This window comes from Paenibacillus sp. FSL K6-1330 (assembly GCF_037976825.1).
Taxonomy (GTDB): Bacteria; Bacillota; Bacilli; order Paenibacillales; family Paenibacillaceae; genus Paenibacillus_AQ.
Map to the genome: position 1 here is coordinate 7,110,374 of NZ_CP150269.1, position 19,940 is coordinate 7,130,313.

The 19,940-nt window shown below is 51.6% G+C and carries 17 protein-coding genes; 4 read left to right on the forward strand and 13 right to left on the reverse strand.

Going from position 1 to position 19,940, the window contains the following annotated elements; genetic code table 11:
* Positions 1–148: 148 nt before the first annotated feature.
* From NYE54_RS32380 to uxaC, 3 genes are all read right to left on the reverse strand, one after another.
* Positions 149–1,891, reverse strand: a complete 1,743-nt coding sequence (locus NYE54_RS32380) for a sensor histidine kinase (protein ID WP_339268743.1) — start codon at positions 1,889–1,891, stop codon at positions 149–151.
* Positions 1,888–3,498 carry a response regulator transcription factor gene (locus tag NYE54_RS32385; RefSeq protein ID WP_339268745.1) on the reverse strand — a complete coding sequence of 537 codons (1,611 nt, stop codon included), beginning with the start codon at positions 3,496–3,498 and terminating at the stop codon, positions 1,888–1,890. The genes NYE54_RS32380 and NYE54_RS32385 overlap by 4 nt, the downstream gene beginning before the upstream one ends.
* 113 nt (positions 3,499–3,611) lie before the next feature.
* Positions 3,612–5,015, reverse strand: a complete 1,404-nt coding sequence (gene uxaC / locus NYE54_RS32390) for a glucuronate isomerase (protein WP_339268747.1) — start codon at positions 5,013–5,015, stop codon at positions 3,612–3,614.
* Between the two features lie 86 nt (positions 5,016–5,101).
* Between uxaC and NYE54_RS32395 the strand changes: the two genes are divergently transcribed.
* From NYE54_RS32395 to NYE54_RS32405, 3 genes are all read left to right on the forward strand, one after another.
* Positions 5,102–5,779: a GntR family transcriptional regulator gene (locus tag NYE54_RS32395; RefSeq protein WP_098749386.1), complete on the forward strand. Its 678-nt coding sequence runs from the start codon at positions 5,102–5,104 to the stop codon at positions 5,777–5,779.
* 123 nt (positions 5,780–5,902) lie between these two features.
* Entirely contained in the window at positions 5,903–7,000 is a 1,098-nt protein-coding gene (uxuA, locus tag NYE54_RS32400; RefSeq protein ID WP_339268749.1) for a mannonate dehydratase, read from the forward strand.
* Positions 6,997–7,932, forward strand: coding sequence for an SDR family oxidoreductase (locus tag NYE54_RS32405; protein ID WP_339268751.1), 936 nt, complete (start codon positions 6,997–6,999; stop codon positions 7,930–7,932). The genes uxuA and NYE54_RS32405 overlap by 4 nt, the downstream gene beginning before the upstream one ends.
* 80 nt (positions 7,933–8,012) lie before the next feature.
* On the opposite strand, the gene NYE54_RS32410 is transcribed toward NYE54_RS32405, so the two are convergent.
* From NYE54_RS32410 to NYE54_RS32435, 6 genes are all read right to left on the reverse strand, one after another.
* Complete coding sequence (locus NYE54_RS32410; protein ID WP_339268753.1) at positions 8,013–8,888, reverse strand: RNA polymerase sigma-70 factor; 876 nt, start codon at positions 8,886–8,888, stop codon at positions 8,013–8,015.
* A complete protein-coding gene (locus tag NYE54_RS32415) occupies positions 8,863–10,164 on the reverse strand; it encodes an FAD-dependent oxidoreductase (RefSeq protein WP_339268754.1) in 1,302 nt (433 codons plus the stop codon). The genes NYE54_RS32410 and NYE54_RS32415 overlap by 26 nt, the downstream gene beginning before the upstream one ends.
* 192 nt (positions 10,165–10,356) lie before the next feature.
* The gene (locus NYE54_RS32420; RefSeq protein ID WP_339268756.1) at positions 10,357–11,673 is read right to left on the reverse strand and encodes a 6-phospho-beta-glucosidase; all 1,317 of its coding nucleotides are present in this window, start codon (positions 11,671–11,673) and stop codon (positions 10,357–10,359) included.
* Between the two features lie 66 nt (positions 11,674–11,739).
* Positions 11,740–12,723 (reverse strand): BadF/BadG/BcrA/BcrD ATPase family protein, encoded by a 984-nt coding sequence (locus NYE54_RS32425; protein WP_339268758.1) that lies wholly within the window; start codon positions 12,721–12,723, stop codon positions 11,740–11,742.
* 109 nt (positions 12,724–12,832) lie between these two features.
* Positions 12,833–13,729, reverse strand: coding sequence for an AraC family transcriptional regulator (locus NYE54_RS32430; RefSeq protein ID WP_339268760.1), 897 nt, complete (start codon positions 13,727–13,729; stop codon positions 12,833–12,835).
* A gap of 225 nt (positions 13,730–13,954) precedes the next feature.
* Complete coding sequence (locus NYE54_RS32435) at positions 13,955–15,031, reverse strand: branched-chain amino acid aminotransferase (protein ID WP_076323799.1); 1,077 nt, start codon at positions 15,029–15,031, stop codon at positions 13,955–13,957.
* Between the two features lie 122 nt (positions 15,032–15,153).
* On the opposite strand from NYE54_RS32435, the gene NYE54_RS32440 reads away from it, so the two are divergent.
* Positions 15,154–16,044, forward strand: coding sequence for a LysR family transcriptional regulator (locus NYE54_RS32440; RefSeq protein ID WP_339268763.1), 891 nt, complete (start codon positions 15,154–15,156; stop codon positions 16,042–16,044).
* Between the two features lie 61 nt (positions 16,045–16,105).
* On the opposite strand, the gene NYE54_RS32445 is transcribed toward NYE54_RS32440, so the two are convergent.
* The 4 genes from NYE54_RS32445 to NYE54_RS32460 all read right to left on the reverse strand — a co-directional run bounded on the left by NYE54_RS32445 (position 16,106) and on the right by NYE54_RS32460 (position 19,896).
* Positions 16,106–16,924: a GNAT family N-acetyltransferase gene (locus NYE54_RS32445; RefSeq protein ID WP_339268765.1), complete on the reverse strand. Its 819-nt coding sequence runs from the start codon at positions 16,922–16,924 to the stop codon at positions 16,106–16,108.
* Between the two features lie 379 nt (positions 16,925–17,303).
* Positions 17,304–17,840: a GNAT family N-acetyltransferase gene (locus NYE54_RS32450; protein ID WP_339268767.1), complete on the reverse strand. Its 537-nt coding sequence runs from the start codon at positions 17,838–17,840 to the stop codon at positions 17,304–17,306.
* A gap of 318 nt (positions 17,841–18,158) precedes the next feature.
* Entirely contained in the window at positions 18,159–19,100 is a 942-nt protein-coding gene (gene mphI / locus NYE54_RS32455) for a macrolide 2'-phosphotransferase MphI (protein WP_339268769.1), read from the reverse strand.
* Positions 19,101–19,605: 505 nt separating this feature from the next.
* Positions 19,606–19,896 (reverse strand): DUF6509 family protein, encoded by a 291-nt coding sequence (locus tag NYE54_RS32460; protein WP_100541128.1) that lies wholly within the window; start codon positions 19,894–19,896, stop codon positions 19,606–19,608.
* Positions 19,897–19,940 lie beyond the last annotated feature (44 nt).

Genomic DNA, 19,940 nt, shown 5'->3' on the forward strand with positions numbered 1-19,940 from the left:
TAGGTGATACTTAGAAAACTATAGAACCGTATCTTTTGTCGTGAAAAATGGCAGATCGGTAGCCTTCTCAACTGCACCCCTGCCGATTAACGAACAAATCCTGCTTATAGTCACTCCGAACCGGAGTGCCAAGCAGGATTTGCTAACGTTATGTTTCGATGGGGATAGACAGTCTTACCCGGGTACCTTGTCCAAGCGAGCTGTCGATTTCAAACTGGAACCGGCTTCCGTAGTACAGCTTCAGCCGGTAGATCACGTTCTGAATGCCGATCCGCTCGCCCATCTCGTCCTCCGTATCCAGGTAGCGATAGATGCGTTCTACTTGCTCTGCGGACATGCCCGCCCCGTTATCCTGAATGTTGCAGATAAGAGTTTGTCCCTCGCGTGCAATATGAACCTCAATGCGCCCCCCGTGCTTGAGCGGCTCAATGCCATGAATGCTGGCATTCTCCACAAAAGTAACGATGGCCATCTTCGGTATTTGCAGGTGTCCCTCTTCGGCTGGCGCATGGACCGAATAATCGATTTTGTCGCCAAATCGGTATTTCTGGATCTCAAGGAAACAATGGATAAACTCAACTTCTTCCTTGAGCGTCACCATGTCTTTTTTCCAAACTAAAGAATTGCGGAAGATCTTGGCCATATTATGAATGATTTTTGCCGTCTCATCCTCATCCTTCATCAGGCTGCGCATGCGGATGGTCTCCAGGGCGTTAAAGAGAAAGTGCGGATTAATCTGGCTCTGAAGGGCGATCAATTGCGCGTGCCGCCGCTGCAGCTCCAAATTCTTCTTCTGGATATCCGCCACATACACGTCGTTAATCAAGCTCTTGAGCTGCAAGGTCATCCGGTTGAATTCACCCGTCAGCTGACCGATCTCGTCACGTGCCTCAGCCTCTTGGATCGTGTCGTAATGCTGGTTCTTGACCTTCTTCATATGCTTGAGTATCCGTACCAGACGTACGTTCAGAGAACGACTAATCCAGACAATCACGAGGGTCGGGAGCAGAAAATTCAGGCAGGTCAGCACAATGACGAACCGCAGGGACTGATGCACGTCGCGCAGCACCACATCCTCCGGCGTCACGGCCATGATCGTCCAAGAGTTCAGATTGTTGGTCATGAACGTATCGGTATGAAACTCCATAAAGTTGTCGCCATGCACGATGCCGCTGTACGGTACGGAACCCTGTATGACATCGACTTGCGGATCCGTGGTGTATTCAATATTTCCGTCGCTGCTCAGCAAGTACACTTTGCCCTGTACATTCAGATTGCTCATGATCTGCCGGATCGAGGGCATCCGCATATCGATCTTGAGATACTTGGCATGGTCATCCTGGGAGCTAAAATAATTCATGCTCCGGATGATGCTGAAGCTGTCCAATTGACCGTTCTTTCCCGTACGCATCGCGATCGGCTGGGTTACGTTCTTGCCCGCAATCGCCTTGTACCAAGCTTCTTCCTTCACCTGGTCATCGATATAATTAATGCCCCCGGAATACAGCAAGGTTGGATTATCCACATAAACCGTAATCTCGCTCACCGAATTGTACACAGCACTGCCTGAATTCAAAATGCGGCGGAGATAGGTATCATAGGCCTCGATATAATCAGCCGGATGATCGTATACCGTCTCCACGATCTCGTTCAATTGAATGTCCGTGTAGAAGACGGAGGATATCTCCAGCGCGTCCTCGACTTCACGACGGAACTCATTCTTCATCTGCTCAAGCGCCACCGTTATATCCTGGATCCGCTGCTCCCTCACGCTGCCGGATGTCACGTTGTAGAAGATGAGATTGGTGACCAGGATGGGCAAAAATACGGCCAGAAAATACATTAGCAGCATCTTGTCCCGCAGACGGACGTTATTGAGGCTTGGTTTCATCGATCCGTCCCTTCGGACGCAGCCTCCTTCATCAAGCGGCTCCGGTACTCGCTTGGCGTCATTCGCTCCAATTTCTCGAATTGCGTAACGAAATAGTCCGGGTTGCCGAAGCCGACCCGTTCCGCCACCTCATAGATGCGCAGATCCGTCTGGCGCAGCAATCGCTTCGCTTCGTTCACGCGCAGCTGCAGCAGGAAATCATTAAAGTACATGCCATATGCTTTTTTGAAGAGCTGTCCCAGATAAACAGGGTTCATATAGAACTTCCCTGCGATGCCTTTCAGGCTGATATTCTCATGATAATGGGTTTCGATATACGCCTTAATCTTCTGAATTCCGCCCTTGTGCTGCTCCTTGCGAAGACGAGCAATATAGTTTGCGCTCTCAATCGCAAAATCCGTAAACAGCCGCATCAGCCCCTGAAGCGACAGGTTACGGTCATGCCACTCGGTCATCGGTTCTAGGCTGGATATTTGATTCTGATCCCCATCCATACTGCTAAGCACCCGGACCACGCCTAGCACGCATTGGTTGATTGCCGTCTTCACCGCTTCGGGAGCGTACAGCTTCTCCCGGAAGGATTCGAACAGCAAACGAATCGTCACTTCCAGCTTCTCGAAGTGCAGCTCCTCGATCTGCTCCAGAAGCTGCTGATAAAGCCCCTCTTCCAGCCCGATGTAGTGAAGGGCATGCTGGGAGGCCTCCTCATGGATCACAATGCCACTCTCATCATAAATGTACTTGTACAGGAGTGATTCTTTGGCTGTTTCGTAAGCCTTCTGAATGTGGGACAGTTGCATAACCGGTTGTCCAAAGTAAACAAAGACTCGTTCGTCGCCCGAGTTGGCAAGCGATTGCTGAATGCGTCTGGCAAATCCCCGCTGACACCCTTGGAACGAGTGCAGGATGCTGCCCGGGACGATGATGCCGATTCGACTGCGGTGCTCATGCAGGTAGAAGGGCTGTTCTCCACTCGAGATCGCTAGGAGAGCCGCTTCCACCCTGTCCTTGAATTCTGCTCTGCCACCGTCATTGTCGTTCGCCCTCGAAGCCAGCGGGTGGTCATTCCGCTCGACAAAGACGTAGAACAGATGACCCTCTGGCTGGAGCTCAAGGCGTTGCTCCCATTCCTGCAGCAGCGCCTCATCGGCTTCCCCTATAATGAGTGATTCCATCAAGGCTCCGGACATCAGCCTCTCTTCTCTCATGCGGGCCTCGCGGTCTAACTCCAGCCGTTCGCTGAGCCGAACCAGCGCATGGCTGAACTCCGTCTCATCAATCGGTTTCAGAATGAAATCATGCACGCCATAGCGGACAGCCTGCTGTGCATAGTTGAAATCATCGTATCCGCTTACAATAATGAAATACGGCTTCACGATGTCCTTCATGACGACATGCCTGATCAGCTCGAGTCCATCCAGCACCGGCATGCGGATATCGGTGATGACCACATCCGGCTGTAGCCGCTCAATCAGTTCCAGCGCATCTTCCCCGTTGTCCGCCTCATCCACAATTTGGAAGCCGCAGGCCTCCCAATCAATCAGCTTCAGAAACCCTTTGCGCGTAAACACCTCGTCATCCACCAATATCGCCCGGTTCCATTGCACGGTATGTCCCCCCTCACCTGTTCATGCACATCTTCCTGTTACATATCTTCTATCCGACTAACAGCAAACGCTTTCATATAGTAAGTCCATTGTTCATGCTCCGCACGGAATTGTCAATGGATTTGAAAATAGCGCTCAGCATTGCGGTAGCAAATATCCTGGATAATGGCACCGATATATTCATAATCGGCGGGCAATTCCCCTTCCCTGATCCAGTCCCCGAACAGGCGGCACAGCACTCTGCGGAAATATTCATGCCTCGGGAACGACATAAAGCTCCTGGAATCGGTCAGCATGCCCACAAAGGTGCTGATCAGCCCCATGGAAGACAACGCGGTGAGCTGCTTCAGCATCCCTTCCTTCTGATCGTGGAACCACCAAGCGGAACCAAGCTGAAGCTTGCCCTCAACGCCAGCCGACTGGAAATTCCCGATCGTGGTGGCAATCATTTCGTAGTGAGAAGAATATAAGCTGTACACAATGGTTTTCGGCAGCTGATCGTTCCTGTCGAGCCTGCTCAGAAATCCGTTCAGGTTTTCCGCCAGATGGAAATCAAGAATCGAGTCATACCCGCTGTCCTTGCCGATCTTCGCGAACATGCGCGCATTATTGTTCCGAATCGCCCCAATGTGCAGCTGCATGGTCCAGCCCTTGGCGTGATACGTTTCCCCAAGCTTGAGCAGGGTGTAGGTGCGATATTTCCGTTCCTCAAGCGGTGTGATGCTGCCCCCACTAATCGCTTTGCTGTAAATGTCCGCAACCTCTTGTTCATCGACTTGTTCACAAGGAAACGCGCCGAAGCCGTGATCCGACAGGCGGCAGCCATGATCGTGGAAATATTGAATCCGTTCTTGCAGTGCATCCAGCAACCCTTGATAAGTATCCACAGCTAAACTGGCCGTCGTTCCTATAGTCTCGACATAGGAAGTGAAGTCGGGGTGCGTGAGATCCAGGACCCGATCCGGACGGAATGCAGGGGCAACGACGGTGGACAGCTCCCCATGATTGCGAATGGCGCGATGAAACTCCAACGAATCGACGGGATCATCTGTCGTGCAGGCCACTTTGACCTTGAATTCCTCCAGAATTCCGCCTGCCCGCAAGGCAGGGGCCTTCAACTGCTCATTGCAAGCTCCCCAGATCTCCTTGGCATTATCCGCAGTCAACCGCTCTTGAATCCCGAAATAACGAGTCAGTTCCAGATGGGTCCAGTGATAGAGCGGATTGCCCACCAATCGCGGAACACATTCCGCCCAAGCCATAAACTTCGCTTCGGCGCTTGCGCTGCCGGTAATCAGCTCTTCGTCGACGCCGAGCCAGCGCATCGCCCTCCACTTGTAATGATCCCCATCCAGCCATAGCTCCGTCAGGTTATCAAACTGCCGGTTGATGGCAATATCCTTCGGACTTAAATGGTTGTGGTAATCGAATATCGGCATCCCTTCCGCATAATCATAAAAGAGTTTCTTCGCGCTGTTGCTGTTTAGGAGCAGATTTTCCGTGTCCAAACGGCTCATGTGATCGCCTCCGATTCTTATTTCGATTTTCAGTTCCATACTACCATACAAGTATGGTAGTATGGAATACATTAGGAGGTGATGCAGTGGTAGAATCTTTGCGATTACAGCCAGGATCGGCCGGAAATATCGTGTACTCCCGGCTTAAACAGCAGATTGTCAGTCTAGAGCTGCCGCCGGGAACCGCTCTATCCGAGAAGGAGGTTTCCCTTTCCTTCGAGGTCAGCCGGACGCCAGTTCGGGAAAGCTTTGTCCGTTTGGCCCAGGAGGACCTTGTGGTTGTGCTTCCCCAGCGTGGCACACGCGTTTCGCTCATCGATTCGGAGCTGGTCGAGGAAGCGCGTTTCATGCGCGAACAGCTGGAGAAAGCCGTGGTCCGGCTTGCCTGCGAAAGCTTTCCCGAGGATAAACTCGCCGAGTTGGAGCAAAATCTGTCCGAGCAAAGCGAGAGCATCGAGAAGCATGACGGCAAGCACATGTTTGAGCTGGATGAGGCCTTTCATCGTATTTTGTTCGAAGGCTGCCGTAAGGTCGGCACATGGAACGTGCTGCAGCAGATGAACGCTCATCTAAACCGGAGCCGGATGTTATGGCTGTCCGCCGATCCGAATTGGACCAACCTGTACGAGCAGCATCGGGAGATCGCGGACGCGATTGCACGCCATGACGCCGATCATGCCGAACGAGAAATGCAGGCGCATCTGAGCCTGATCATCTCCAATCTGGCCGTGCTGAAAGAGAAGCATCCCGATTATTTTAAATAAGCCCATGCCAGTGGATAGACTTTAACCGACTCGCAGGCTTCCATCTTGGCAGTGCACTCGTAACTTGCAAAATTCCCAGCAGCTTTGCGTTAACTCCTTAAACTTGTAAAGGCGGTGAAGAAAATGCGCATGGTATTCAGGTGGTTTGGTGAGGGCAACGATACGGTCTCACTGGATCAGATTAGACAAATCCCCGGCGTGGAGGGCATCGTATGGGCACTTCACGATATTCCTGTCGGCGAGGAATGGCCGATGGAGCGGATTGAAGAAGTCGTGGGCCAGGCGAAAGCGTACGGCCTTCATATTGACGTCGTGGAAAGCGTGAATGTGCATGAAGATATCAAGCTTGGGCTCCCCTCACGGGATCAGTACATAGCCAACTACATCCGGACGATTGAGAAATTGGGCCAGGTCGGCGTCAAAGTCATCTGCTACAATTTCATGCCGGTATTTGACTGGGCTAGAACCGATCTTCATAAGCAGTCTGCCGATGGATCGACGGCTCTCTTCTTTGAGAAAGCCAAAATCCACGGCACTGATCCGATGGAGCTGGTTCAGACGATCAACCGAAACAGCACGCTTACGATGCCTGGCTGGGAGCCGGAACGTTTGGCCCATCTAACCTCCCTGTTCGAAGCATACCGCGGCGTTACCGAGGACGATCTGTGGCGCAACCTCGAATATTTCTTAAGCGCCGTTCTCCCGGCTGCCGAGAAGAACGGTATTCGAATGGCCATTCACCCGGATGATCCGCCTTGGCCGATCTTCGGTCTGCCGCGGGTCATTACCAGCCAGGACAATCTGCGGAGATTCCTCAAGCTATATGATAGCCCGGCAAACAGCTTGACCCTGTGCAGTGGATCGCTCGGCGCCAATCCTGACAATGACATCGTCTCCATGATCCATGAGTTCCACGACCGGATTCCTTTCGCACACATCCGGAATGTGCGCGTCTATGAGAATGGCGATTTCATCGAAACGTCCCACCGCACCGAAGACGGTACCGTCGATATTTCCGGCATCGTGCAGGCTTATCATGATAACGGTTTCACTGGATATGTAAGGCCCGATCACGGGCGGCATATTTGGGGTGAGCAGTGCCGTCCGGGTTACGGTCTATATGACCGCGCCTTGGGCATTATGTATCTCTGGGGGCTGTGGGACGCTTACAGCCGGGAGTGCGCAGGCAGCGCAGCTCAGCTGAAGGAGGCCGTTCAATGAGTGAGGTAAATAAGCATACAACAGATACCTCTGAATCCGGATCAAGCGGCGCTTCCTATGCATCCACGCCGCAAGTGACGCCAGCCCTTCCTATCCATCCATCATTAAACGGGAAGACGGTTGTCATTACGGGCGGCTCCGGGGTGCTGTGCCGAGCAATGGCTCTGGAGCTGGGCCGGCAAGGCGCCAAGGTCGCCGTCTTGAATCGTACGGCCGAGAAAGGGCAGCATGTAGCGGACGAAATTACGGCTGCCGGCGGTACAGCGATTGCCGTTCCCTGCGATGTAACGGACGTGGAAAGCGTCCGGCAAGCCGAGAAGGCTGTGCGCGAGTCTTTCGGACCCTGCGATATCCTTATTAACGGAGCCGGGGGCAACCGGAAAGACGCGAATACAACCAACGAGATACTCCGTCCGGAGGATGTGGGGCAGCCGGATCTGACAACCTTCTTCGGGCTAAGTGTGCCTGGCTTCCGCAGCGTATTCGATTTGAACTTCATCGGCACGCTCATACCGACGCAAATTTTTGCGGAAGGGATGCTGGGGCGTCCCGGGGCCGTCGTGCTGAATATCTCGTCCATGAGCGCACCGAGCCCGATGACCAAGGTTCCGGCGTATAGCGCAGCCAAAGCGGCCATTAACAACTTTACGCAGTGGCTGTCCGTTCATCTCGCGGAATCCGGCATTCGCGTGAACGCGATTGCGCCAGGCTTCTTCCTGACCGAGCAGAACCGCAATCTGCTGACCCATAGTGACGGTTCATTAACCGAGCGCTCTCATAAAATCATCTCCCATACCCCCATGAGACGGTTTGGCGTGCCGGAGGATCTGCTCGGCACCCTGCTCTGGCTTGTGGATGATCAGACCTCCGGGTTCATCACCGGAACGGTGATTCCCGTAGACGGCGGCTTCATGGCTTATTCCGGGGTATAACAGATTATATCCTTAACCTGATACAGCAGGCAGGGCCGGTTAAAGATCCTATGATCTTAAAACCGGCCCTGTTTTTTATATCACGGCAACTGTATATGCCTGAGTTTATCTGGATTTGCCACGGTATATATCGCTTCGATCCGATTATTTTTAAAAGCAAAAGAATAAATAAATTGGACTCCGTTATCCAACTGGATCCGCATTCCCGGCAGACCATTGACGGTAAGATAAGAGTATGCATATTTCCCTTCATACATTTTAAGCAGGTTCAAATGCAATTGGATCACTTTATGGACTCCAACCACAGGAATTTGCGCCGCTCTGACTTTACCGCCACCATCCGAGTAGAACACAACATTCTCGTTTAACAGCAACAGCAGCTTATTCGTGTTCCCCTGTAAAAGGGAGTCTACAAATTCCTTGATTTGCTCCTCCGCCACCGAGATCGATGGACTCTGATCAGGAACAAAATGAATGCTGCTCTTAGCACGGCGGAAGATTTGACGACAATTGGTGCTGCTTTTTCCCAGAATTTCAGCTATTTCATCATAGGAATAATGGAAAATCTCACGAAGAAGGAACACGGCTCTTTCCACCGCGTTGAGCTGCTGAAGGAGCAGCAGGTACGCTGTAGAGATGGACTCTTGCTGCTCTACGATATGAGATGGGTCCGTCTCTGACGCCATATTCTCGATCAGGGGTTCTGGCAGCCAAGGGCCGACGTACAGTTCACGTTTTTTGGCAGAAGAGCGCAGCAGATCCAAACAACGATTCGTTACGATTTTGTACAGAAACGCTCTCTCATTGCGAATATCCTCCGGGTGGGGCAATTGGTTATAACTGATGAAAGCCTCCTGCACGATATCTTCCGCATCCATCACACTTCCCAGCATTCGGTAAGCTAACGAGAAAAGAGCGGATCGATAGGTTTTATACAATGACTCTGTGCTTATCATTCGGGATCCTTGCCTCACTTTCAAGCGAGAGTATATGCTGTACAGCCCGTTTGGCGCTTGCGGTTGCAGCATCAACCAAGAGTTCGCCATGCGCTGCCCATTCTCCCGCTACATATAACCCGATGATTTCCGGGACCGCTGGACCCGGGTTCTCTTGGCGGTTCACATGCATAAAATCGTGGCAGACCGTGATGTTAGGAAGGTATTGTTTCTCAACGAGCTCGTTGCGCCAACCCGGCTGCACCAAGTCTAAGGTTTCTTCTAATTCCTGCAAATCCCTTCTTGCATCCTTCTCCTTGCCCTGATACTTCAGCAAGGTTATGACTTGTGCGCCATCTTCACTGAGGTAAGCCGCTCGGGATTGATTCGAGAGAAAGACGGTTTGATCGAGGCCGTACACAAACTGCTGCTTCGGTTCCGGAAGATGACGCAGGGCTACATCCAAGCAAGCCGCTGTCACTTCGACCGCCTGCTCCTTCCAAGTATGAAGGGCAGTTTCTTCTGCATGAGGCACCAGTTCGTGAGCAACAGCTGGCGGTGTGGTAAGAATAATATGGTTTGCTTCTATTTTCATGCCATCCCCGCATAGGACATGCCGTACCCTTCCCTCATGATGATCAACTGAAATCACTTTATTCTTCGTTACGATTTGAACTCCCTGCTCGAGAGCCTTTTGTTTTAATTCATCGACCATGGCTCCCCAGCCCCGATCCAGATACAGCACCCCCTTCAGCGCGTGCTTAAGCTGCTGCAGTACGGGACCGGCAGCCTGCAGGTCAGGGGCTACCACATAACTCGCTGTACGCAATAGCGAATAAAATAAATTTCGTACCATGGGATCCTGCACGTTACCTTCAATCCATTCGCGCAAACTCATGTTGTCGTACAGCTGCGTATCCAGTTTACCTAATTTCGCAAGCCAGGCACCGAGCTCCATCTTGCCCTTCCAGGTTAATAGTGGGGTAGTGAATAGGGATTTCACGCCCATGGGTAACGGACTTAGTTTCCCTTTCCATATCCCGTACCCGTCAATCGAAGGTTGACCTCCCCGCAATTGAAGCCCTAATTCGCGAAAGGTTGAAAGGGCATCTCCATGGTATAAGGCATGCCCGCCCAGATTGAAGTAGGCTCCCTTCTTCTTATGGGTCATGGCCCGACCACCTAGACGTTCCTGCTTTTCAACGAGTATCGTTTGCTTCCCGGCTCTTGCCGCATAGATTGCGGCTGTTAAACCGGCTACACCTCCACCTACAATGGCTACATCATATTTTAGCATCCGTCATCACCCTTTCGGTTTTATACGGGTATGACGGGCGAGGATACCCAGATGTGACAGGAATGAAGATCTAATCCGAAAATTTATATCAGTTCATGATTTCAGCAACTCATATCCATAAAGCCCCTCTTCAATACGAAGAGGGGCTGCATGGCTCTATATCATAACCTCACGTTTGAGATTCATTTCGGTTTACTGCACGGTCTCCGGCTTAAAAAAAGCAGGCAAGTACTTTTTGTTCGCCTCCAGCATTTCACCCAGCAGCTGCTTCGCTACACTTACGGAAGGCACCAGCGGATGGTGAACCAGCGCTTGCAGCGCAATTCCGCGATCACCGGTAATGGCCGCTTCAATCGTCAATTGTTCATATACTTTCACCGCATGCATCAGTCCTTTAACATGGGAAGGCACGTTCTGCGGTGTAAGTGGAATCGGCCCTTGGCCCGTTACCACGCAGTTGATCTCGATGCTGGCATCCGCAGGCAGGAAGTCATAGATATTGCCGTTTGCGACATTCAATGTCTGGATATCATGGCGGTCATTGTAGATGGACGTCATCAGGTTGACTGCCGCTTCGGAGTAATAAGCGCCGCCCCGCTGCTCCAACTGCTTCGGTTTCACGGCCAAATTCTCATCCTTGTAGAGCTCAAACAGCTCCTGCTCTACCCGGCTGACAACATCCGCTCGGGTTCCGTCCTTCTCCAGCGATGCCTTCATATCCGCGAACATGGTATCGGTCATGTAGAAATATTTAAGATAATATGTCGGAATCGCTCCAAGCGAACGGATAAAGTCTGCATCCCATCCGAAGGTCGGCACGTTCTTCGCCGTATACGATTTGCCGCCGTCCAGCAGCTCCGGCATCTTCTCTTCCCCGTTAACGATAGCCGACGTCACCCAGTGAAGATGGTTGATCCCGACAAACTCGGCCAGAACGTCCTTCTCCGACACACCGTACTCGGCCGCCAGGAACTTCTGAAAGTTAATTGGCGAGTTGCACAGACCAACGGATTTCACCTTACTGTGCTTTGCAACCGCCTCGGTAACAATGCCCGCCGGATTCGTGAAGTTCAGCATCCATGCATTCGGTGCCAGTTCCTCGATATCACGGCAAATGTCCAGAATCACCGGAACCGTGCGCAGCGCCTTCAGCATGCCGCCAGGACCCGTCGTCTCCTGACCGATAACGCCGTGCATAATCGGAATATGCTCATCCTGTTTACGTGCCGCAAGCAAGCCGACACGCATCTGGGTCGTCACAAAATCGGCATCTGCAATCGCTTGTCTGCGATCCAGTGTCAGGTGAACCTCTATAGGCAGGCCGGACTCTTTTACCATGCGTTTCGCTAGATTGCCTACAATCTCCAGCTTATGCTTGCCCTCTTCAATATCAACGAACCATAATTCGCGAATCGGCATTTGCTCATAATTGCGAATGAAACCTTCAACAATTTCCGGGGTATAGGAGGAACCTCCCCCGATGACCGCTATCTTCAATCCTGCTGCCACATTAATCGCCTCCAAGGTATGATATCAATCCGTATTTATCAGGTTCTATTCAAAACGATAAACTGATCAGGCTGTGGTTACCTGCTCAAACGTAAATGCTTTTAGTTTGGCCTCCGCCTGTGCATCAATGGCATGACCGTCGGCATCCATCGCGCAGAGAAGCGCGCCGGAAACCGGATCGGATGTCAGTCTTACACAGCTCGCATGTGGTGCCCGGACCGCAACAATCCGTTCGATCGCATCCGTCAGGATCGAGCAATTCGGCCTGTTCAGCACACTGCCGATATAAACAATGTCAAAGGCTTCATCCGTCATGTCCAGCCGCCGGATCAGCGTACATACCGCATTAGCCAGCTCTTCGCCTTCATTCTCAAGAATTCGGGTTGCCACCTCGTCACCTGCTTCAGCTGCCTGGAACAGGGTTTTCACGAGGCTTGGCGGAACCTTCGTCTTACCGTAGAGGACATCCTCATACATCGGTTCTACGGACGTGTATCCCATCTGCTCTAGCACGAGCGATGTCAATAAGGTTGCCGGTCCCCGCTCATCCCATGCCCGAATGACTGCCCGGAAAGCCAGCGTGGCAAATCCGGAACCGCCCGCGTATCCGTCTCCATACAAGAAGCCAAAACCTCCATACTGAAGCTCTTCTCCCGCACGATTTCGGGCCGCGCTGTTGAAGCCCGTACCGCAGATCAGTGCGGCGCCATACGGACGGCTCGTTCCAGCCCTCATCCCGATAATGGTATCGCATGCGATATCGTGCTTAGGATAACCGAGAGCCCCGATCATCGGACGCAGGATCTCGTAATCGGCTTCCCGATCTGCTCCGGCCAAGCCAAAATAAGCATAACTGATATTTTCTTTGGCAACTCCAGCCTCTTGAAGAGCCGCATTACAGGCTTCCTCAATGTTACGGGCCGCATGTTCACGGTGAATCTGGTGATTGCCGTTCCCAGACGCTCCCTTGCCAAGAATGTTCCCTTGCTCATCGCAGATCACGGCGTGTGTCTTACTACCGCCGCCATCTACACCCAGATACAAACTCATGCACTTCACTCCTACCCGCCATACAGCGGCGTCATGTGGTGGTATATATTTAAGATACCGCTTCCACTGACATCCATCTACTGTTATACGATCAAGGAGTGATACTATCTTACTGTTTCTTGGTTTTTGTAGTGGAAGGGATCACGGGACTGCCTGCATAAGCACGCTCCCGAATTTCGCTTGGCGATGCACCGACATGCTGCTTGAACAGACGATTGAAATTAGACAGATTCCGAAACCCGCAGGATTCCGCAATCTCGATAATCTTCTGGTCCGTCGTCTCTAGCAAGTGCACGGCATGCGTCAAGCGCAGCTGAATCAGATAATGGTGCGGTGAAGTGCCGACCGCCTGCTGGAACAGAGCGCTGAACCGGGAAGGGCTCAGATGCGTTAAATCCGACAGCTCCTGCAGCGTCCAGCTGTAGTCCAGATCAAGCTCCATCGTACGCAGGACTTCTTTTAACGCATGCATTCCCCTACCCTTGATCGGCCTGTTCGCTTGAATCGGAGTCGACAGATGGCGGTTCGCCAAACTCAGGAAACGAATGAGATCCGAACGAATCAGGCTCATATAAGCGGTACCTCGGGATTGATACTCTTCCATCATGCGCCCCAGCAGGTGAGCCAATTCATCGTGTACGGGAGACTGCCTGTCCATGTTTCCGAGCGAACGGAAAGGAGCCATCAGATCCGGATCGAACTTGAGGTCGATGGATAGCAGCGAAGGCTCGAACATAATGACATCCATCACCAGGTTCTCGGTCTCATACGCCCGGTGAAGATCATTGCTGTTGATGAAAATAATATCTCCCTGCTGAAACGGGAGTTTCATCCCGTTGATCAGAATAAATCCGGTCCCGCTTTGAATATAGTTGAGCTCCAAAGCATGATGCCAATGCAGGCGCTGGGCTCCGGCAAATATGCCGTGCGTGGTCGACGCGGTAAAAGGAAAGGCCGCGTTCGTAAAATCTATGGCATCAGGAACGACACTCTGCGGACGATTCACTAAAAAAGCACCTCCATGCGTTCGTACGTCAACGTGTCAACAATTTACCCTCATCGTAACATGGCGCTTATCATAAGAAAAACGTTTATCGACGTATCTTCTCAGAAGACAAACCGCATATAACGAAGAGCCCGAAGGCCAATTAAGAGTTGGATCACAGAGAGAGCTGTGATGAACAAAAAAAGGACCCTGCCTCAGTATGCCTGCGGCAGGGTCCTTAGTTCATTAAGATAACGTAAGCTCAACCGTCCAGCCGAACGGATCCTCAACCGTTCCGAGCTGGATGCCTGTGATGGCATCATATACGCGTTTAGAGAGTTCGCCCGTTGCTCCCTCACCAATCTTCAATTGCTCATCCTGCCATTCCAGGGATCCAATCGGTGAAATTACCGCTGCCGTACCGGTACCAAAAGCTTCGGTCAACAAGCCGCTGCGGTGGGCCTCCACGATTTCATCAATGGAGATGGCCCGTTCTTCTACCGGGATATTCCAATGCTGAAGCAGTTGGATGACCGAGTTCCGGGTAACGCCATCCAGGATGCTGCCATTCAGCGCCGGGGTTACGACCGTATCGCCCAGCTTGAAGAACACGTTCATGCTGCCGACTTCCTCGATATATTTGCGATGTACGCCATCGAGCCACAGCACCTGCGAGTATCCCTTAAGCGTTGCTTCATCCTGCGCCTTCAAACCTGCCGCGTAGTTGCCAGCCGTCTTGGCATTGCCCACGCCGCCGGCTACGGCACGCACGTATTTCGGCTCCACATAAATGCTGACCGGATTGATGCCTTCCGCATAATACGAACCGACCACCGACAGGATAATCATGAACTTGTATTGCAGTGATGGCGCTACGCCAAGCACGGGCTCGGTTGCGATCACAAACGGACGGATATAGAGCGATGTGCCCGGCTCTGAAGGAATCCAGTCGCGGTCCACGAGCACCAGCTGCTTGAGCGCTTCCATAACAAGTTCCTCGTCCAATGCCGGAATGCTCAGGCGCTGGTTGGACAGGTTCAGCCGCTGAATATTTTTGCTCGGGCGGAACATGAGAATTCGCTCATCTTCCGTCAAGTAAGCCTTCAGGCCTTCAAATACGGTCTGCCCGTAGTGAAATACCTTGGCGGCAGGGTCCAGTTCGATCGGCTGATACGGAACGACGCGCGGATCGTGCCAGCCTTGACTAGCATCATAATCGAGAATAAACATGTGGTCCGTAAATACCGTGCCGAAAGCCTGTTTGTAGTGGCTCGGCTTTGTCTTCGGGGTGGTCGTTAACTCCACGGGTATCGCGTAAGTCATGTGCACACATCTCCTTATTTTGTAAACGTTATTAGTTGAATCATATCAATCAATACCCTATATTAAAAATATCTGATTTATAGGGATACCATACCTTAAAGGTATGGAGAGGGGGTATGAAGATGGACATTCGACAGCTACGATATTTCCTGACGATTGCGCAGGAAGGACAGATCACGCGTGCAGCAAAACAGCTCAATATGGAGCAGCCTCCATTAAGCCGTCAGCTGAAACTGATGGAGGAAGAGCTCGGCGTTCTGCTGTTTGAACGCAGCGGCAAGCAGCTTCAGCTCACACACGCAGGCGAGCTGCTACAGAACCGAGCCGCATCCCTGCTGAACCAGTTCAATGAAACCCTAACCGAGGTGAAGGAGATCCACGCTGGAATCCGCGGCATGCTCTCCATCGGCGCCGTCGTCTCCTGTATTTCGCTCTTGCCCCAGCGCATCCAGATCTTCCGGCAGCAATATCCCGAGGTCACCTTCAAGATTCGGGAAGGCGATCACTCCCTGCTGGCGGATCAACTCGACAAGCGTAATATTGAGCTGGCAGTGACCCGGCTCCCTTTCGAATCCAGCTTCGGGCCTGAGCGTTATGCCGTTCGGCCTCTGCCCTCCGACCCGTTCGTCGCGGTCCTTCCAAGCAGCTGGGAAAGTGTATCCTCCCATTCGGAAATCTCGATGCGCGAGCTGGCGGAATATCCGTTCTTGTCCTTAAAAACCGATCTGACGATCGGGATGCATGAGCGGGTCATCCAAGAATTTAAGCGCGGCGAACTTGAACCGCATGTCATTTGCGAATGCTCCAGCGTTGCCATTATCGTTGCTCTGGTAGCTGAAGGCATCGGTGCCACCATTTTACCCGAGTCGGTGATGTCCTCATTTGCGATTCCCAACATCCGGACACTGTCCATTACGAGCGCTGATTTCCAGTCCGACGTGGGCATTGTCTGGCTGAGGGATCATGTACTATCCAATCGGGCCCGGCATTTCTTAGCTACCTTTATAGAATAACATTTGTTGATGCCCCTCGTCTTCCCCGGCTTTGTCCAAGCCGTGCCACTTTATGGATTCACTATTCATTGTTAACAAACTTGAAGTCGCGAATCGTTCCGCACCGGATAAACCCGATATTTTGGTACAATCGATTGGAGTCCGGGTTGACCTGATCGGCATACAGCATGGGTACCAAACCGTCCTGCAGCAGACGAAGTCCAAGGTCTGCAACCAGGGCGCTGGCATACCCTTTTTTCCGTTCAGCCCTCGGCGTGTATACTGCGTTTATGCGACCGTGCCTTGGCGAACGGTGTGCAAGATTAGCCATCGAGACCGCTTTGTCGCCAGATATCCATAAATACAACCCGCCCTGCTGAATGAGTCGCTGCGCTGTCTCGACTTGGCTTGCCGCATTCGCGCGGACCCCATAAGCATCCTCCGAAAATCCAACCAGAAACCGGGCCACCTGCTGCGTATCTTCTTCAGCGGCCTGCCTGATCGCGCCCTCGACAAAATGAGGAGGCTCCACAGCGGGGGCATGATAAGACTCCATCGTCATATGATGACGGTAGGTCCCTTGACGCTCCTCTACATAACAACGTGCAAACTGCTCTGCCACACCCGGCTCCCCGGTCACCCCAGGCAGGGTCACCGCTTCAAGCTCGCTTACCAGCTCTTGGAGCAGGTGCTGCCGCTTATCCCCGGAAACCTCCCGGGAAATCCATAACCACGCGTTCCCCCGGGGAGACTGCGCAAAGATCATCCGTCCATCCGGCGATTTCAGCCCCATGTTCTGCGGTGACCCAGCAAGGAGATGAATCAGATTGTATGACACCTCATCCTGAATAAAATCTTCCTGGTACAGCACCTCGTCCTGAGGCATCAATTTCGCAAGCATACGCACACTCCTCTCTTTTCCATGGTCTAAAGGAACACAAAAAAGCCCCGTCCCTTGTAGGGACGGAGCCTTGTCTCCGCGTTACCACCCTGATTCGCACCGGTCAAGCCGGTACGCACTCTCGTCATCATCCATCAATGATGCCCCATGGTAACGGCAGGGAATACCGGATACGCCTCAAGTTATAAACGATCGGCGGATCTGCTCCGAGGTGATGGCCATACATCGCCGCTGACTGCTTCGCACCACCCAGCAGTTCTCTGATTCAGCTTCCACTTGCGACCCTGGCGTCCTCATCCTAGCATTTCCGAAAAATTTAACTCAGTTTACTCCCAGCAGCATCCAGCTGTCAAGCCCGATTCCACATATGAAGAAATGCTTATTTGTTATTAAAACGGAAGACCAGCATATCCCCTTTTTCCGGATGGACGCCTTCATGCTCCGTATATCTTCCGCCCGTGTACGTGTTCAACGTCTTGCGCCAAAAAATCTGGGTACTCATATTGCGCTCGGTCGGATTCGTTTGCAGCTCCCATGCACCTTGGAACTGATCGAACACAAGCTCAGCCGCTCGTTGGGCTACACCTTGTCTTCGAAAAGTCCGAAGCACAAAAAAATCATTCAAGTAGTACTGAATATTCGGCGATGGAATGTACGGGGTGGTCGCCACCAGGGCCAACCCTGCCGCGATACCATCTACAGAGATCAGATAAGGAAAAAGAACCGATGGCTGCTCCCACCACATATCGAGCTGCTTGCTCTGTTCGCTTAAGGTCGGCACATCCTCTTTTTCAAATACACCGAACTGGTTAGGACGGACCCCCCATATCTCAGCAATGTCATGCAAGTACAGTGGATAGATGTTATGCAGAATAAATGACTGTTCCTTCGGGCATAAACGTACCTCAATATTCACGGTCAATCCCCTCCCTAAATGAATGATGTATGTTAAGTTTAGTATGTCTAGGATAACATATTTACTCTTCCAAGAGGTTTACAGGTATGTAAATTGCGTTACGAATGTAGTAAAAATCTGTTAACCTTACTTCTTATTTCACCATGATTTCATTATATGTCCTACAGCTCATCCAAAATAATGTTGAATTCTGTTAATTTATATCATGCAAAGAGCCAACCGAATGTATGCATCGGTTGGCTTGTAGTTTTCTAGAGAGCTGTATTCAGTGGGTTTGCCGTCTCACCAAACAGCATAAAATTCCTGGCCGACAATCTCCTAGTTCGAGGAGGCTTCCTCCGTCAATCCTAGGGCATTCCGCGCCATCGTCAGATACTCTTCCTGACCCGTCAGGAGAGCGAACTGGGCAATCAGCACGGGATAGGCGGCATGCTGCTCGACAATATGATCAAACATGCGCGGCCACACCTTTCCTCCGGCTTGTTCATACCGGTCCAACAGGACGCGGAGATTATGCTCGCCATAAATGGCGTAGTATAACACGAAGTCTTTGGCGGGACTTGCTACCTCCGACTCCGTCCAATCCAAGAGCCCGGTAACCTGCACGCGCTCATTAATCAGGATATGCGGGGGATGAAGATCGCCATGGATGAGGGCAGAATGCGTTGGCCAATAGGAATCCTCTTCCAGCCATTTCTGCCATCTTTCCCACAGCGCATCGGAGACGCCCAGACGGTTCTTGATGTCTTCCATATTTCGCGCCGTCTCTTCACGAACCTCTTGGGGACTCTTCACCCGCAGACCTGCGGCTCTCGCCTCATCATGATCGACGCCATGCAAGGAAACCAGCGCCTCAGCTAATGAGCGGACAAATCCGTCACTCGGATTCTCATGATCCATATTCCATGCATAGCCTTCGGAGCTGACGGAAGCGGCCGGCTCCCCACTAAGCAGCGGGTAGGCGATGAGCTCCGGCGTATAAATCCGCCAATCTGGTACATCAACCGGAAGGTAGGATGGGATCAGCTTCAGGACCCGGGCTTCGTTATCAGCCCTTTCCAGCACATCCGATCGTCTCGGTTTGCGCAGAATCCACCGTTCTCCGGTCCCTGCTTCCTCTGCGAATCCAACAAGGAAATCCATGCCGGATTCATTCATTTCAATTCCCTCCGGATTCAAATTCACCCCGTGTTTCCTGGCAATCTCCAGCATCTCTTGTATCACTTGTATATAATCATCATTTGGTTTTGCTATTGTCATAAGGAATCAATCCCCTTCCATATTTCATTGCATCCTAGCCGTCATAACAACAAAAAAAGCACAGGCATCGAGCTGCCTGTGCTGGGTAACCGGAACGGGTTCTATAGCTGTCCACCGTTCCTGGAATGCCTAATCTAAATACACATCCAAATAAAACAGGAAGGTGAAAACACCGTTATCCCACAAATGAATAGACGTGTATTTCTATAGACATATCATAAAAATGGGTTACGTAAAAAAGACGGACCCATCCCGATTACCCTGCATCTGTGCAGGTCTCTTTAGCGCTATTTCATTAGCCGCGAAAAGATCTCAATCGGGAATAATCCAACATACGTAACCCTCCGTTCATCATAAGTTGTGTTTAACTTTACCAAAACCATCAATAGTCTGCAAGACCTGTTACGGCAATATTTCCACTTTCCATGGAAGAAGCTCCGTAATGATTCAGCACAGCATGACCAAGTCAACCCGCAAGTGCTTGTTTCTCATCTTCCGGCTCTATTTACGCTTCCTGCAAATGCTCTTTGCAAAAAGTCATGAGTTCTTCCTCTTCCTCGGGCTCCATATCGAAGTCCAGGTACTGGTCCGTTGTCCGCTCATAGAAGTCGTACTTTACAATGCGCGAACGCTCCTCATCATCCAGGTAAATCACTCTCAAATAGACGCCATGCTCCGAATAAAGCTCATCGTCCTCCGGCACGTCCAAATCACATACAAACTCAAAGCGTTTGCCTGTCAGGATTCCAAAGGGATCCTTCACCAATTCAACGCTGTATTCTTTGATTGTCAGCATATTCCCATCCTTTCTATCACTCTATTCATTATACACAACAGCGC